Source organism: Winogradskyella eximia, from assembly GCF_003386165.1.
In the GTDB taxonomy this organism is placed as follows: Bacteria; Bacteroidota; Bacteroidia; order Flavobacteriales; family Flavobacteriaceae; genus Winogradskyella; species Winogradskyella eximia.
This window is the reverse complement of record NZ_QRDV01000001.1, coordinates 290,780-307,900: the sequence shown is the minus strand read 5'-3', so window position 1 is coordinate 307,900 and position 17,121 is coordinate 290,780. Positions and strand designations below refer to the sequence as shown.

Below are 17,121 nucleotides of genomic sequence, written 5' to 3'. Positions count from 1 at the left end.
TTGTATGATTAATTTAAGTAATATCTTACTCCAAAAAATAATCTGATACCTTGATTTGGTCCATAAACATAAGACGGATCAAATGTTAATGCGTATGGATTGTCTGTTGTAGGAATGACATCACCATCTCCATTAAATTGAACGTTTTCGTCAAAAGGATCATCTGCTCTAGCGATTATAAAAGGGTTTCCTTTGTTTGGTGTCCAATTTAATAGGTTTTTTACTCCAGCATAAATTTCAAGATTATCTAAACCATCATAGGTTGCTTGTATGTTTTGAATGCTCCACATTGGTGAATACTCTTGTCTTGGATCTAAATCTCCTAACAAAGGCAGTCGCATTGGTCCGTAAAGATTTCCTGTATAATCTAATGTCAAATTTGTTTTGTAATTCTTGTAGGACAGCGACCATACGCCAGAGTATTGTTCAGTTAAAATTTGTTTAATGCGTTGGCCATTTTCAGTTTGAGAAACATCTTGATAAGTGGCACCTATAGACGCTTTTATACCACTACCAAAAACAGCATCGACATTTAAACTAAAGCCTTTAGACGTGGAGTAACCATCCAAGTTGCTGTATATAATTTCATTAGGATTGGTGTCGTAATCTGGTAGTATAGCATTAGTAAAATACGTGTACCAAGCTGAGGTGTCAAAGGTAAAATATATACCATTGTCTAGGTATAATTTTTTCAAATAATTAAGTGTAACATTATAGGATTCTTCGGGTTGTAAAGCCTCTTCTATAATAACATCTCTTGCTCCTGTAAGTGCTGCATGTTCTTCAGTAAATAAATTGACGACTCTAAAGCCGGTACCTGCATTAAGGCGTATAATATCATTGTCAGTGGGTTTGTATCTATAAGCTATTCTTGGTGTGAAAATATTGCCATGTCTGCTATCGTAATCATAACGCATACCAAGTAATAAACTTTGCTTTTTGTTGAAGGCAATTTCATCTTGAATGAATAATGAAGGAATGGTTACTTCGTCGGCACCTATGGTTGCGGTTGTATTGTCATTATAATAATTATAACGTAATGCGGTTCCGAATAATAAGTCGTGTTTGTCTATTTTTTTATCCCAAATTAACTGACCAAAACCAATGCGTTGTTGCGCTAAATAAGGAGTGATCCCATATACTGAATTTTGATCGTGATCGGAATATGAAAATTGAAAGTTTACTTTTTCACTCAAAGGCAATTCGTAGTTTCCTAAGATTTCAAAGCGCGACGTATAAATGCTTTCGCCATAAATAGCATCTCCACCTCTATAAGTTTTGTTCCATTGGAGTTCTCCTCCCCAACGATCTTCATAAAAGTAACGACCAGCCAAAGATAATTTTCGGTTACTTACCCTTTTAAAATCCCATTTTTGAAATATTGAAATGCGATCTTGTAAAGTTAAATCTGTAAAATTATCATTGTTATTATCTACAAGTTCATCAAACTTAAAGTAGTTAGTACCTACTAAAACAGTCGCTTTTTTACCTACTTGGGCTTTAAAACCAAAGTCTAAGTTGGTTTCTCCCCAACCCGTTACAAAGGCATCTACAAAGAAACGAGGGGAGTTTTCAGGTAATTTGGTAATCACATTTATAAGTCCACCAACAGCCTCACTACCATATAATGAAGATGCAGGTCCTTTAACTACTTCTATTTGTTCAATAAGCGAATTAGGAATCCCAGATAATCCGTAAACTGTAGATAATCCACTAACAATTGGCATACCATCTATTAAAACTAAGGTGTATGGACCTTCTAAGCCATTAATATGAATATCTCCAGTATTGCAAATGTTGCAGTTTAATTGTGGACGAACTCCATTAACATTCTGAAGAGCTTCAAAAATATTTGGTGTTGGATTTTTCTTTAAAAATGCAGGTGTGTAAACCTCTACAGGAACAGGACTTTCTAATCTTGAAACCGCTTTTAGAGTTCCTGTGATAATCACTTCATCAAGCGCATCATCTTCGTTTAAGTTAAAAGTGATATAACTGCCTTTGGCTTTAATTTTAACGGTTTTCTTTTGAATAGTATAACCTGCAAAAGAAGCTACTATTATGTAATTTCCAGCGTCTAAATTAGGGATGCTAAAAACACCATTCTCATTAGTTGTGGCACCTTTATCTGTGCTTTCAATATACACATTTGCGTACGGAAGAGGCTTACCGTTAGATAGAACTTTTCCTTCTAAATTGAAAGTTGACTGTGCTGCTGCGCTAGCAAAAATCATAAAAACAAACACATTAATTAGCTTCATCTTGAATTATTTTTACACAAATATAAAAACATTTTTAGATTAGTCTAAAAATATTTTAAGAAGTTTATCTTTTCTATATTTGCAATACACGCTAAAACTATGATTACACTAACAGAAGAAAATTACATTAAAGCGATTTACCACTTAAGCAGTAATGGCGAAAAAACGGTAAATACAAATGCCATAGCTTCTGCTATGCAGACCAAAGCATCTTCTGTTACAGATATGATTAAAAAACTATCTGAAAAGAATTACGCGGATTATAAAAAATACCAAGGTGTTACCTTAACAGATGATGGTAGACGTGTTGCTGTAAATATCATTAGAAAACACCGCCTTTGGGAAGTATTTTTAGTTGAGAAACTCAATTTCTCTTGGGATGAAGTTCACGAAGTTGCAGAACATTTAGAGCATATTAAATCGGATAAACTGATTAATGAGTTAGATGCGTTCTTAGAATTCCCAACACACGATCCACATGGTGATCCTATACCAGATAAGGAAGGTAACTTTAAGCATATTGAAAAAATTGTTTTGGCCAAAGCCGAAGTTGGATCTACTTATAAATGTGTTGGTGTAGACGATACGTCTTCTAAATTTTTAAAATACCTAGACAGTAATCATATTGCACTCGGCACAATAATTACTGTGAAACATAAAGAGCCTTATGATAACTCTATAAAGCTAACTTTAGAAAATTCTGAAATTGTAGTATCTCAAAGTGTTGCCAAAAATTTGTATTTGAAGAAGATTTAAAGTTCGATAATTACATCTTTTCATCTTAAAAGCTAAACTTATCATAAAATTTCTGGGTCTAATCGGTAGTGTTCATTTTACATTATAATTTGGTCAATTATTTCAACAAAATCCCAAAATATGTCTCAAATATTCAAGTTTAGTATTGTCTGTGTATTGCTTTTAATTGTTTCGACAAGTTGTAAAAGTGAAAAGAAAGAAACTATTGAAACAGAAGCCTCAGAACCAATAGTAGAAAACCAGATTCTCACACCAGTAGAAACTATTGAAAACGCTTATAATAAGGATGTTTTTTTATCTAATGAAGCTATTGAGTTAGATATGGTGATTAGTTTTGGTGGTAATGAGCGCCTTAATGGAAAAATGACGTATTTAACCAATTCTACAAAAGGAAAAATTGAATTGAAAGATGGTACATTTATTTATTTTGATGGTGAAAAGGTATTCCATTCTCCGAACCTAATAAATGACAAAGCCGCTCGGTTTGATGCTTATACTTGGATGTATTTCTTATTGTTTCCTACTAAGTTGAGCGATCAAGGAACTATTTGGTCTAATGTAGAGGTTTCAAGGCTTAATGATAAAACATATAATACACAGCGTTTAACGTTTGAAGCCAATACTGGAGATGCTCCAGATGATTGGTATATTGTTTACAGCGACCCAAAAAACAATATGATAGATTATGCGGCTTATATTGTTACCGTTAATAAATCTACAGAAGCAGCTGAATCAGATCCTCACGCCATAGGATACTCTAATTATAAAATGATTGACGGTGTGCCAATTGCACATAATTGGGAATTTTATGAGTGGTCTAAAGATGCTGGTTTAGGTAAAGTAATTGGTAATACTACTATCAATAATGTGAAGTTTGTAACTCCAACTGCTGATACTTTTTCTATTCCTGCAGATTTTATAGAAAAATAAGATTAAACCTATTTACTATTATTGCTCCTACTCTGTATAAAAGCTTTTAAGGCGAATACAAGAATAATTTCTATACCTACAGCGAAAATACCATGAACGATGTTTAAGTCTAACAGCGTAATAAATACTAGTGCAGAAACAAATAGACCAATGCATGTAATGATGCCACTGATGAGGTCTTTTAAAAACGTTGATTTATTAGATTTGTAATCAAAAAAGTAAGCGATTGAAATAACAATTAATGACATCCGCAGCCATCATCACCTCCACAAGCTTTGGTTGATTTTTTCTTAGGTGACCAAATATATTTCCGTACTAAAAAAAGCAAGGCCAAACCTACTGCTGAAAAAACTAATATGTTTTGAATTATTGTGTTCATATCATTTCAAGACTTGAAAAGCTATTAAAGCTACAAGGTAAGCAAAAGCACTCATAATTACTAATTGATACATTGGCCACTTCCATGAATTCGTTTCTTTTTTTACTATGGCAAGTGTACTCATACATTGCATAGCAAAAGCATAAAACAAAAGCAGAGAAATACCTGAAGCAAAATTAAATAATGGTCCTCCAAGTATAGGATTTACCTCTCCAGCCATTCTGTTTTTAATGGTTTCTTCTTCATCGCTACCAACGCTATAAATGGTAGCTAAAGTACCAACAAAAACTTCACGTGCAGCAAAAGAACTTACTATGGCAATACCAATTTTCCAGTCGTAACCTAATGGTCTTATTGCTGGTTCTATAGCATGACCTGCAATACCAATAAAAGAATGTTCTAATTTGTGAGAAGCTATTTTTTGTTCTAATTCAATTTGAGATAGACTCTCTGAAGCATATTCTTCAGTAACAATATTTTCTGCATTATTAAAGTCATCTCCTGGGCCATAAGAAGCTAAAAACCACAATACAATAGATATGGCAAGTATAATTTTACCAGCTCCAAATACAAAAGCTTTTGTTTTTTCTAAAACTGTTAAGGCAACGTTTTTAAATAATGGTAATTTGTAGTTTGGCATTTCTACCACAAAGAAACTCTTACTTTTTATTTTCAATATTTTATTTAGAATCCAAGCAGAGCCAACTGCGGCTCCAAAGCCAATAAGGTATAAGAGCATTAAAGTTAAGGCTTGATAGCTTAATCCTAAAACTCGTCCTTCAGGTATAACTAAAGCAATAATAATAAGATATACTGGTAATCTTGCTGAGCACGTGGTGAATGGAGTGACTAAAATAGTAATTAAACGCTCTTTCCAGCTTTCAATATTTCGAGTTGCCATAATTGCAGGTATCGCACAAGCTGTTCCAGAAATTAAAGGCACTACACTTTTTCCGCTTAACCCAAAACGTCGCATAATACGATCCATTAAAAAGACCACGCGACTCATATAACCACTTTCTTCAAGAATGGAAATAAACAAAAACAAGAAGGCAATCTGTGGAATGAATATAACGATGCCTCCAAGTCCTGAGATAATACCTTCAGCCAAAAGATTTGTAAAGGCACCTTCTGGTAAGGTGTTTTTTGTCCACTCGCTTAACGAGGCAAAAGAACTATCTATAAAATCCATGGGAATACTCGACCAATCGTAAATCGCTTGAAAAATGGTGAGTAAAATGATTCCGAAAATTAAATAACCCCAAACTTTATGTGTTAGAATTCTATCTAACTTTATACGTAAATCTTTAGCAGACTTAAGGTCAATACTTTGTCCTTCTTTAAGAGTTTCATTAATAAATTGATAACGTTTTATGGTTTCCTTTTGTTGCAAACGTTTTAAATCGGCTTTAGACTTTGTTTTAAAATCTTCTACTTTATCAAATGTTGTTCGATCCGTTTTCCCAAAGTTGACATCTTGCGTAATTACTAACCAAAGTTTATATAACAATTGATTAGGGAATGCTTTTCTTAAGTTGTCAAAATAGGCTTTATCTATGCTAGATGCATCTAGACAAGGTTCTACAGAGAGCTCTTTATGAGTCGCTATTAATTCTTTTAGCTTGTCTATGCCCTTGTTTTTTCGAGTACTTACTAAAGCAATCTTAGTTTTAAGCTCCTCTTCTAAATGATCTAGATTTAATGAAATACCTTTATATTCCATTCTGTCAGCCATGTTAATGACTAAAATTGTTGGAATTTTTAAATCTTTAATTTGAGTGAATAATAAAAGATTCCGCTTCAAATTTTCAACATCACTAACAACAACAGCAACATCTGGGTAATCTTTATCGTTTTTATTAAGTAGTAATTCAATAACAACGTTTTCATCTAAGGACGATGCATTTAAGCTATAGGTTCCAGGTAAATCAATGATATGCGCTTTTACTCCTCGTGGCAGTTTGCAAATACCCTCTTTCTTTTCAACCGTAATACCAGGATAATTTCCAACTTTCTGATTTAATCCAGTAAGCGCATTAAAAACAGATGTTTTTCCTGTGTTTGGGTTTCCTATTAATGCAACGTTGATCTGCTTACTCATGTGCAGTTTCAATTATAATGTGAATAGCAGTTTCTTTTCTAATCGCTAAATGTGTTCCGTTAATGTTAAGATACATTGGATCCGCGAAAGGAGCCACTTGTACAAGTTCTACTAAATTACCAGGTAAACAACCCATTTCGAGAAGTTTTAATGGAATATGAATAGAAGACACATCAGTGATAATGCCTTGTTGTCCACGTTTTAGATCTGCTAATGTCAACCTTATCCTTATTTAGATTAATTTTAAAGAAGCAAAAGTAAGAGAAATTTGTTAGTGTAAAAAGCAAGACAATGAATATTTATTTGAGTGAGCGGTTTTTACAAACCATCAAAATACTTTAAAGTTTCAATATCTTCTAAAATACGTTCAATATCCTCTGGCTTTGTACCGTCATAAAATCCTCTAATTTGACGCTTTTTATCAATGAGCATAAAGTTTTCAGTATGGATCATATCATATTCATCTCCGTTACCATCTGTTTTTACAGCGAGATAGCTTTTTCTTGCTAGTTCATAGATTTGTTTTTTATCTCCAGTAACTAAATTCCACTTTCTATCTATAACCCCTTTTTCAATCGCATATTTTTTAAGTTGTGCAACACTATCAATTTTTGGAGTTACTGAATGTGAGAGTAACATAATATCTTCATCATCAACAATGGCATCTTGTATTTGTCCCATGTTTTTAGTCATTACTGGGCAAATGGTTTGGCAGGTAGTAAAAAAGAAATCTGCTACATATATTTTATCCTTATAATTATCTTGTGTTATCGTTTCTCCGTTTTGATTGGTTAAACTAAAATCTGCAATTTTATGATATTTTAATTGATGTTGAATTGTGCTATCTACTAATTCTTCACTTACCATAGCAGGCTGATATATAGGAAGTGGTTGTTTCACATTCAACACATTATAAATGATTGTCATAATAATAATTGAAAGTATGGAAAAGAAAATTCCGAAATTTTTATAGCCTTTAAAAAATGAAATAAATGACATTATAGATCTGTTAAAAAAAATTTGAAGACCAAAAATACAACCGAATCTCAATAAATACTTTATTTTTAACACTAAAAATGAGGGCTATGACACGATTTTTTACATGCTTTATATTTCTATTTGTACTTCAAATAAACGCTCAAGACTATAACGATACGCTAAATGCCATTCGGTCTGCAGAAGCAAACACAGCATTACTTCAAATGAGAAATTCTCAAAACGAGAATACAGGAAATTATGATGTTAAATACCATCGCTTAGAATTAAATGTAGATCCTTCACAGGCCGAAATTTCTGGGGAGGTTACTACTTATTTTGAAGCAAAAGAAGCCATGAGCGAAATCACCTTTGATTTAGCTGACAACATGATAGTTTCTCAAGTTTTACAACGTGGTAACAGCTTAAGTTATGCACAAAATTCGGACGATGAATTAGTTATTACATTACCACTTACACAGGCACAAGGTGTTTTAGATTCGTTAACAGTAAGTTATTCTGGTAATCCTATAAGCTCTGGTTTTGGTTCATTTGAACAAACTACACATAATGGTGACCCAATAATTTGGACGCTATCTGAACCGTACGGAGCAAAAGGATGGTGGCCATGTAAGCAAGATTTAATTGATAAGATTGAAGCGATAGACGTATATGTTACAACTCCAGAATTTAACCCATCAAATGAAAGCTATGTTGTGGCTTCAAACGGACTAGAAATAAATCAGACTGTATATAATTCAGAAAAAACGACTCATTTCAAACATCAACATCCAATTCCTGCCTACTTAGTTGCCTTTGCCGTAACAAATTACGAAGTATATTCTCACCAAGTTCCTAATAACGGAAATCCTTTTGATATTGTAAATTATGTATATCCTGAAAATTTAGCAAGCGCTCAAGCAAGTACAGGTGTAACTGTAGATATCATGAATATTTTTACCAATTTATTTGAAGAATATCCTTTTGCAGACGAAAAATATGGCCATGCCCAATTTGGTTGGGGAGGAGGCATGGAGCACACCACAATTTCCTTTATGGGTTCTTTTAATAGAGGTCTTATTGCTCACGAACTAGCGCACCAATGGTTTGGCAATAAAATAACTTGCGGTAGTTGGAAAGATATATGGTTAAACGAAGGTTTTGCAACTTACCTAGCAGCATTGGCTATTGAAAATTTAGATGGCGAAGCTAGTTTTAAATCGTGGAGGCAACAGACCGTAAACAATATTACATCTAGCCCAAGTGGATCTGTATATCTCACAGACCAAGATACAACAAGCGTAAATAGAATCTTTAGCAGCAGACTGAGTTATAATAAAGGAGCTATGGCGTTACATATGTTAAGACGCAAACTAGATGATACCGACTTTTACCAAGGTATGCAAGATTATTTAGACACACCTGCACTAGCCTTTGATTATGCTAAAACACAAGATTTTATTGATGCCATGGAATTAACAACTGGTGAAAATTTAGATGAATTTTTTAATGATTGGATCTATAACCAAGGATACCCAAGCTATAATGTTAATTGGAGTCAAAATGGAAATCAGTTACAAATTATGTTATCACAAACGCAAAGTCATTCGTCTGTTTCCTTTTTTGAAGCAGGTGTTCCTATAAGGGTTATTGGCACATTAGGAGAAACATTAGACCTTGTTTTAGATCATTCAGTAAATGATCAACAATTTTTTGAAACTATAAATTTCACCATTCAAGAAGTGCTATTTGATCCGGATTATCATTTAATCTCAAAAAACAATTCCATCACCTTAAGTACTTCTGATTTTAATTTTAATTCTGATATTACGCTATACCCTAACCCAACAACCTCAGTAATACATATTGAAAAACCAGAGCATATAGAGATTAAAGATATTAAAGTCTATAATAGTTTAGGTCAATTATTACTGCAACAACGTTGGACTCCCGAACTTGATTTAAATACTTTAGCATCAGGTATCTTATTTGTTCAATTTCAAACAGAAGACCAAATAATTAATAAAAGAATAATAAAAATTTAGCGAAGTATTGCATTTAGTTTATTGGCATTTATTTAAAATTCGTTTCATATAAAAGCCTTACTTTTGCAAATCGAATTTTGAAAAAATCACATGGAATTTATTATAAAAATATCTCAATTTTTACTTAGTTTATCCTTGCTTATTGTATTGCATGAGCTCGGCCACTTTATACCAGCAAAGCTTTTTAAAACTAAAGTCGAAAAGTTTTACCTCTTTTTTGATGTAAAGTTTTCACTCTTTAAAAAGAAAATTGGAGATACTGAATATGGCATTGGTTGGTTACCATTGGGAGGCTATGTAAAGATCGCAGGAATGATTGACGAGAGCATGGATAAAGAACAAATGGCATTACCACCTCAGCCATGGGAGTTTCGTTCTAAACCAGCTTGGCAACGTTTAATTATTATGCTTGGTGGTGTTACCGTTAATTTTATCTTGGCTTATGTAATTTATGTCGCTATTTCTTTTGCTTATGGAGATGCAGATATAAAAGTAGATAGTTTAAAAGATGGTTATTGGATAGATAATCCGACATTAATAGATATAGGCTTTAAAACGGGAGATAAAGTTTTAGCTATTAATGAGACACCAATTGTAAATGATTCTGATATTGGTTTTAATCTTATAAGTGCAAAATCTATTACAATTAATAGAGGAGGTGAAGAAAAAATAATTGATTTACCAGAAGATTTTTTAGGACAATATTCATCTAGCAAAAGTAAACTCAACTTTGAATACCGAGTTCCTTTTATGATTGCAGAAGTTCCAGATTCATCGTTAAATGCTAAGAAAGATTTAAAAGTTGGTGATATTATTACAAGTATTAATGGTAAGCCGTTAAAATATTTTGATCAATTAGAAGAAGCAACCAAAGGATTAGAAAACTCAACAGTAGCTGTAGAGATTTTACGTGAAGATAACACAACCATTAAAAAAGAGTTATACTTAGATAAAGAGGGTAAATTTGGTGTTCTTAGAACGATTAATCCACCACGATTTGAAGAGTTAGGTTACTACGATATTTTTAGAAAAGAGTATACTTTTGGCGAAAGTTTTGCTGCTGGTGGACGTAAATTCACAAAAACAATCACTAACTATTTCGACCAATTAAGAGCGATTTTCAACCCAAGCACTGGTGCATATAAAGGACTGGGTGGTTTTAAAGCTATTTACGATCAATTTCCTAGCGCATGGAGTTGGCCTTATTTTTGGGGATTAACGGCTTTTCTATCGATAATGTTAGCCATACTAAACCTGCTACCAATACCTGCATTAGACGGAGGACATGTGATGTTTTTATTATACGAAATGATTTCTGGTCGTAAACCAAGTGAGAAATTTTTAGAGCGCGCACAAGTTATTGGGTTCTTTATTTTGATTGCTTTGGTGTTATTTGCTAATGGTAATGACATATTTAAAGCCATCACGAATTAATTTTTTTTAATTTTAACAAAAAAAATATTATTTCGTTTTGTAATAATGAAAATACTATATATATTTGCGCTCGCTAACGCGAAAAATAACCTTCCTCTTTAGCTCAGTTGGTTAGAGCATCTGACTGTTAATCAGAGGGTCCTTAGTTCGAGCCTAAGAAGAGGAGCATACAAAACCGATACGAAAGTATCGGTTTTTTTGTGTTTTATCCATTCCTGAGTCTTTGCTTTTTAATCTGACCCATCATCTTATAGTAGAAATAAGAAGCCTAGCTGAGCATCGTTATAGAAGGTAGTTGCCTTTTTTTAAATATCAATTTTGAGTAGTAATCAGTTAAGATTAATGTTTTAAGACATAAAACCACAAGATATCTTTGCATAAACTGAACAAGTAACTTATGTTTCAAATATTTAAAATACAATTGTTAATAATGAGTCCGCTATTAATAGCGAGCTTTATTTTAATGGCACCATTATATTGCCTATACAAAATAACCTCAAAACAAGTTACTGTAAACTAAATTTCTTTAACACACCTATCTATTTGCCTGGGAACTCAGCTTTACGTTTCTCAAGGAAAGCAGTAGTTCCTTCCACAAAATCTTCGGTACCAAAGCATTTACCAAATTGCTTAATTTCAACTTTAAAGCCATTTTTACCATCTTTATAATTAGCATTAATTGCTTTTATAGCCTTACCTATAGCAACAGATGAATTTCGCATAATTTTACTTGCAATTTTCTCGGCAAAGGGCAATAATTCTTCTTGTGCAACAACGTGGTTTACTAATCCGTAATTTAAGGCTTGGTTTGCATCAATCATACCTGCTGTCATTATCATTTCCATCGCTCTACCTTTACCAACTAAATGAGGTAATCGCTGAGTACCTCCATAACCTGGAATTACACCAAGAGAAGTTTCTGGCAATCCCATTCTTGCATTAGTACTAGCAACTCTAAAATGACTAGCCATTGCTAATTCTAATCCACCTCCAAGTGCAAAACCATTAACAGCTGCAATTACAGGTGTACTTAGATTTTCTACAAAATCAAATAATAACTCTTGTCCTTCTGCTGCAAGATTCCCTCCTTCTTTTACACTGAAATTTGCAAATTCGCTTATATCTGCACCTGCTACAAAAGCTTTTTCTCCACTACCTGTAACAATGATAACTTTTGTATTATCATCATCGTTAGCATGCTTAAAAGCCTCATGAAGCTCTCTAATAGTTTCAATATTTAAAGCATTTAGCTTTTTTGGTCTGTTTATAGTGATAGTTGTAATTCCGTTTGAATATTCTGAAAGTATGTTTTCGTAATTCATTTAAATCTATATTTTATTCCCTTAACGTTAGGGCGTTATTAATTGTATTTTCTGTTTTTTCGCAAACCATATATCTATGATAATAGAATTTAGATAGTTTGCTATTAAATTCCTTATTGAGAAGGAAGCATTTGATTTTTAGGAAAACTTACAGTGAAAATGGTCCCTTTTCCTAATTGAGTAGTAAAGGTAATACTTCCGTTATAAGTTTCAACTATGTTTTTCACCATAGCTAAACCTAATCCCATTCCACTTGACTTCGTAGTAAATTTAGGTTCAAAAATTTTAGACTTCGTATCCTCTGCTATTCCAGAACCATTATCTTCAATAGTAATATTAACATTGTCACCATTGCTAAAAACACGCACTTCTATTTTAGGATTTTCAGAATCATCAGCAATTGCCTGAATTCCGTTTTTAACCAAATTGGTAACCACTCTAATTAATTGTGTTCTATCAAATTTAGCGATGATTTCTTCGGCTTCAGAATAAAATTCAATGTAATGCTCATTAAAAATATCCAATGCCAACTTCACCACATGTACTACATTAAGATTTTCACTTTTTTGAGCTGGCATTTTCGCAAAATTAGAAAATGCAGAAGCAATAGAACTCATGGTGTCTATCTGTTGAATCAGAGTGTCACTGTATTCATCTACCTTTTGATGTATGTTTTCGTCTTCTGGATCAAACTTACGTTGAAAACTCTGAACCGTTAGTCGCATTGGCGTTAACGGATTCTTTATCTCATGTGCCACTTGCTTTGCCATTTCTCGCCAAGCTTGCTCACGTTCATTAGTTGCCAAAACTACAGCACTTGCCTCAAGCTGATCTATCATGCTATTGTAAGCATTGACTAAAGCATCTATTTCTTCGCTTGAAGATTCTATCTGAATTTTTTTGTTTCGCTTTTCTAATCGTGTTTCATTCATCTTATCACTAATTGTTTTTAGTGATTTAGTAATAAATTTAGATATAAAATAGGCAAAAATAATCGCCACAAGAATCAATACTAAATAAGCATAAGCTAAACGCATTAAGAATTCTTTTAGCTCTTTGTTTAGAAAATCATCATTCTCTAAATAGGGTAAATTTAAAATGGCTAAGGTTTTAAATTTTTCATCGGTGATATAAGAATAGGATGATTGAAAAGTTTGACCTGCTTCTTTATTTTTTACAACATAACGATGCTCTAAAGTATTAGACAAGGTGTTTAAAATTTCGGCATTTAAACAATTTTGAATCGTATCTCGCTGAATAGAGCGTTTTGAACTTTTTAATAATTGCCCATCTAAATCATATAAATTAATTTGTAGGCTATGAATAGCATCAATATCAAATATTTCGTCTTTAAATATTAATGGTATATTCTCTGTTGTAACAGGATAAGTAGTTTCTCTAATAACAAAATCAATACTCTGCTTTATCGCTTTTTCTTTACGTTCTAGTCGCTCTTTGTGGTAATCTTTAGCCTCCTCACGATACTGATAAATGGTTACAGCAGCTATTAAAACCGATGCTACTAATACCAAAAGTATCATATTGATAACTATTCGAGCTCTTAAAGACAGACGTTTTTTAGTCATAGAAATGCCCATTAGGATGGGAATCTTTTAATTCTGAATTATAAGTTTTAAATATAGCAATAATCAATCCAAAAGCGCGAACCACAAATCTCAAATTGTAAAAATTGAAATTTCAATTCGAATTCTTTTTTAGATTTTAAGCATAATTATGCCTCCGGATTTTTAGAACGGATATTTTTATACAATTTAAAACCCAACATAATTAAAACTCCTAAAACTACCATACCCACAATTCCAAAAATCCAATTAATTGAACTTTTAAGAATCACTAAAAAAACCACTGCAAATAAAATAAAAGTTGCTCCTTCATTCCAAATACGCATAAAGCTCGAGGTCACTTTAACCTCATCATTTTGAAGCTGCTTATAATAAATGTGTGTTTTGTAATGATAAATAAACAATAGAAACACAAATAGTAATTTTACATGCATCCAACCCATCTGAAACCAACTTGGCATTAAAATCATTAACCAAACAGCGAATACAGTTGCTAAAATTGCTGACGGCCAAGTAATGATAAACCACAATCGCTTAGACATTAACTTTAGTTGTTTGCCTAATATTTCTTTTTCTGGTGATGATTTATGAAACGCCTCTATTTGATACACAAACAATCTAGGAATGTAAAACAATCCAGCAAACCATGTGATTACGAATATGAGATGTAAAGATTTAATGTAGTTGTAGTATTCCATTGTCTTTGAAAAATTGAGTATTGAGAACAGATTGATAAATCAAATCTAAAATTACGGATTAAAACCTATTCAATCACTTCCGTTTTTAAATTTAACTTCACTTCACGATATAAAAAATAAGCCGTTACAATAGTTGATAACACATCAGATATTGGAAACGACATCCAAATCCCTAACTCACCAAAAAACAAAGGTAAAATATACATTAAAGGGATGAAGAAAATAGCCTGTCTTGTAAGCGTGAGTAACAATGCTGGCAATGCTTTACCTACAGCTTGAAAATAAGCTGCACCAATAAGCTGTAAAGCTACAATTGGCACTGCAGCAAACGTCCACCTCATATTACTAGGTGTTACATCAATAACGTTTGCATCCGCTGTAAACCATTTTGTTATAATTTCTGGAAAAACCATTAATGCAATAAATACAATTGTCCCTAAAATAGTTGCATATTTTATGGCTGTATAAATGGACTCTTTAACACGATCGTATTTTTCGGCTCCATAATTAAAACCAGCAATAGGAATAAAGCCTTGAGTAATTCCAAAAACAGGAAACAATGCAAACATGCTTAATCTCCCAACAATTGCATAGGCTGTTACAGATGTTTCGCCTCCAAAATTATAAAGTGCATTGTTAACCAATAAAAATGTGACACTTACAATAGCTTGTCTTGCCAATGTTACAAATCCTAATGAACCAATTTCAGAAACGATACTTTTATCTAATCTAAAATGTGATAGATTTATTTTTAATTCAGAATTTTTAGATAAAAAATACCATACAATAAACAAAAAAGAAACAACATAAGAACCTGTAGTTGCCCATGCAGCTCCTGCCATTCCGTAGTCTAAAACATTTATAAATAAATAATCGAGAATTAAATTTCCTACTGAAGGAATCATCATAGCATACATAGCAAATTTCGGCTTCCCTTCTGCCCTAATAACGGTATTCCCCATCATTACAAAGCCGAGAATAGGCACTCCATAAAGTATAATTTCGTAATATACCTTTGCTGGATCGAAAATGTTACCCTTACCTCCAAAAGCAGGAATCAATGTATCCACAAAATACAATCCAAAGACCGCAAATGTTACTGTAAATAAAAGGGTTAATGTTAATTGATTTCCAAATGTTTTTAGGGCTTTTGCAATATGGTCTGCTCCCAATGCTCTCGAAATAATAGAAGAGCCTCCAATACCAATGGCCATACCAAGTGCAGCAATAAAAAACGATACAGGTAACACTACATTAATTGCAGCAATGGCTGTTGAGCCAATCCAATTACCAACAAATATAGTATCCACCAAAATATTAAGCGACATCACCAAAATACCTATAGATGCAGGCAAGGCTTGCTTAATCAGTAATTTACCGATAGCTTGATTTCCTAAATCTTGCGAGGATACATTTGCCATTACACGGCTTTATTTTCAGCAACTGCCCATTCATTTACCATATTTGCCAACACTTCAGCAAAATCATCACGGTCGTTAAGACAAGGAATTACTGTAAATTCCTCTCCACCCATTTCATGAAAAATTTCTTCGCCTTCCATCGCAATTTCTTCTAAAGTTTCTAAACAATCACTCACAAAAGCTGGTGTTACAATGGCCATTTTTTTTGTACCTGCTTTACCCATTCTCTCTATTGTTCGGTCAGTATATGGTTGTAACCATGGATCAAAACCAAGTCTAGATTGAAACGTAGTAGAATAAGTGCCATTTTTTAAACCTAACTTTTTAGCCACGTTTACAGTGGTAATTTCGCATTGGTGACGGTAACAAAACTCGTGTTGTTTACTACCCTTTTTAAAACAGCATTTACCATCCATTTTGCAATTGCCATTGGTTATATCACTTTTACGAATATGTCTTTCAGGAACTCCATGATAACTAAATAAGATATGTTCATAATCTAAATCATTCAACGTTTCCCCAATGCTCTTTGAGAGTACATTGATATAATCTTCACGCTTATAAAACGCTGGAGTTCTTGTAATTTTTATGTCTGGAAAATATTCCGCAACCAATTCATCTACTTTTACATCAATGGTTTCTGTTGTTGCCATCGCAAATTGCGGATATAATGGAACGGTTTTTATTTCAGTACAGCCTTTATCTACTAATTCTTGCAATCCTTTTTTTATCGTCATGCTACCATAGCGCATTGCTAATGCTACAGGAAAATCTACTTTTTCTTGCACTTTTTCTTGCAATCGCTCAGACAAAACAATCAATGGAGAACCTTCATCCCACCATATTTTTTGATATGCTGCTGCAGAGGCTTTTGGTCTTGTATTAAGAATAATACCCTTTACTAAAATATTACGAGCCCATAATGGCACGTCAATAACGCGTTCGTCCATTAAAAATTCTCCAAGATATTTTTTAACATCCTTTGGGCTTGGACTTTCTGGAGAGCCCAAATTCACTAATAAAATTCCTTTTGACATAGTTTCCTTTTTCAAATACAAAAATACAATACTAATTACAATACTAGATTATGGTTTCTATTGGTTTTATTTATCGCAACATTATTAATATCTCATTTATTTAAAAGTTAATTTATATGAAATATTCATCACTAATTGTCGTTTTTTATAGACTTTTATAGAATCTATATGGCTGTTTA

The 17,121-nt window shown here is 32.8% G+C and carries 14 protein-coding genes and 1 tRNA gene; 5 read left to right on the top strand and 10 right to left on the bottom strand.

Features of this window, described 5'->3' with window-relative positions:
• Positions 1 to 8 precede the first annotated feature (8 nt).
• Positions 9 to 2,261 carry a TonB-dependent receptor gene (locus tag DFQ10_RS01310; protein WP_115815625.1) on the bottom strand — a complete coding sequence of 751 codons (2,253 nt, stop codon included), beginning with the start codon at positions 2,259 to 2,261 and terminating at the stop codon, positions 9 to 11.
• A gap of 99 nt (positions 2,262 to 2,360) precedes the next feature.
• Between DFQ10_RS01310 and DFQ10_RS01305 the strand changes: the two genes are divergently transcribed.
• A complete protein-coding gene (locus DFQ10_RS01305) occupies positions 2,361 to 3,017 on the top strand; it encodes a metal-dependent transcriptional regulator (RefSeq protein WP_115815624.1) in 657 nt (218 codons plus the stop codon).
• Positions 3,018 to 3,137: 120 nt separating this feature from the next.
• A complete protein-coding gene (locus DFQ10_RS01300; protein ID WP_115815623.1) occupies positions 3,138 to 3,947 on the top strand; it encodes a DUF6503 family protein in 810 nt (269 codons plus the stop codon).
• Between the two features lie 238 nt (positions 3,948 to 4,185).
• Here DFQ10_RS01300 and DFQ10_RS18645 read toward each other — a convergent pair whose 3' ends face one another.
• The 4 genes from DFQ10_RS18645 to DFQ10_RS01275 all read right to left on the bottom strand — a co-directional run bounded on the left by DFQ10_RS18645 (position 4,186) and on the right by DFQ10_RS01275 (position 7,426).
• Positions 4,186 to 4,326, bottom strand: a complete 141-nt coding sequence (locus tag DFQ10_RS18645; protein WP_115815621.1) for a FeoB-associated Cys-rich membrane protein — start codon at positions 4,324 to 4,326, stop codon at positions 4,186 to 4,188.
• A 1-nt stretch (position 4,327) separates the two neighbouring features.
• Positions 4,328 to 6,427, bottom strand: coding sequence for a ferrous iron transport protein B (gene feoB, locus DFQ10_RS01285; RefSeq protein ID WP_115815620.1), 2,100 nt, complete (start codon positions 6,425 to 6,427; stop codon positions 4,328 to 4,330).
• The gene (locus tag DFQ10_RS01280) at positions 6,420 to 6,653 is read right to left on the bottom strand and encodes a FeoA family protein (RefSeq protein ID WP_115815619.1); all 234 of its coding nucleotides are present in this window, start codon (positions 6,651 to 6,653) and stop codon (positions 6,420 to 6,422) included. The genes feoB and DFQ10_RS01280 overlap by 8 nt, the downstream gene beginning before the upstream one ends.
• Before the next feature lie 92 nt (positions 6,654 to 6,745).
• Complete coding sequence (locus tag DFQ10_RS01275) at positions 6,746 to 7,426, bottom strand: SCO family protein (protein ID WP_115815618.1); 681 nt, start codon at positions 7,424 to 7,426, stop codon at positions 6,746 to 6,748.
• Positions 7,427 to 7,512: 86 nt separating this feature from the next.
• Between DFQ10_RS01275 and DFQ10_RS01270 the strand changes: the two genes are divergently transcribed.
• From DFQ10_RS01270 to DFQ10_RS01260, 3 genes are all read left to right on the top strand, one after another.
• The gene (locus tag DFQ10_RS01270) at positions 7,513 to 9,447 is read left to right on the top strand and encodes a M1 family aminopeptidase (RefSeq protein WP_115815617.1); all 1,935 of its coding nucleotides are present in this window, start codon (positions 7,513 to 7,515) and stop codon (positions 9,445 to 9,447) included.
• Positions 9,448 to 9,537: 90 nt separating this feature from the next.
• Positions 9,538 to 10,881: an RIP metalloprotease RseP gene (gene rseP / locus DFQ10_RS01265; RefSeq protein ID WP_115815616.1), complete on the top strand. Its 1,344-nt coding sequence runs from the start codon at positions 9,538 to 9,540 to the stop codon at positions 10,879 to 10,881.
• A 92-nt stretch (positions 10,882 to 10,973) separates the two neighbouring features.
• Positions 10,974 to 11,047, top strand: a tRNA-Asn gene (locus DFQ10_RS01260).
• Between the two features lie 373 nt (positions 11,048 to 11,420).
• Here the strand turns inward: DFQ10_RS01260 and DFQ10_RS01255 are convergent.
• The 5 genes from DFQ10_RS01255 to hemH all read right to left on the bottom strand — a co-directional run bounded on the left by DFQ10_RS01255 (position 11,421) and on the right by hemH (position 16,942).
• Entirely contained in the window at positions 11,421 to 12,203 is a 783-nt protein-coding gene (locus tag DFQ10_RS01255; RefSeq protein WP_115815615.1) for an enoyl-CoA hydratase/isomerase family protein, read from the bottom strand.
• A gap of 113 nt (positions 12,204 to 12,316) precedes the next feature.
• Positions 12,317 to 13,789 (bottom strand): sensor histidine kinase, encoded by a 1,473-nt coding sequence (locus DFQ10_RS01250; protein WP_181897549.1) that lies wholly within the window; start codon positions 13,787 to 13,789, stop codon positions 12,317 to 12,319.
• A 146-nt stretch (positions 13,790 to 13,935) separates the two neighbouring features.
• On the bottom strand, positions 13,936 to 14,484 hold the full coding sequence (locus DFQ10_RS01245; RefSeq protein ID WP_115815613.1) for a CopD family protein: 549 nt from the start codon (positions 14,482 to 14,484) through the stop codon (positions 13,936 to 13,938).
• 65 nt (positions 14,485 to 14,549) lie between these two features.
• Positions 14,550 to 15,905: an MATE family efflux transporter gene (locus DFQ10_RS01240; protein WP_115815612.1), complete on the bottom strand. Its 1,356-nt coding sequence runs from the start codon at positions 15,903 to 15,905 to the stop codon at positions 14,550 to 14,552.
• Entirely contained in the window at positions 15,905 to 16,942 is a 1,038-nt protein-coding gene (gene hemH, locus DFQ10_RS01235; protein WP_115815611.1) for a ferrochelatase, read from the bottom strand. The genes DFQ10_RS01240 and hemH overlap by 1 nt, the downstream gene beginning before the upstream one ends.
• Positions 16,943 to 17,121 lie beyond the last annotated feature (179 nt).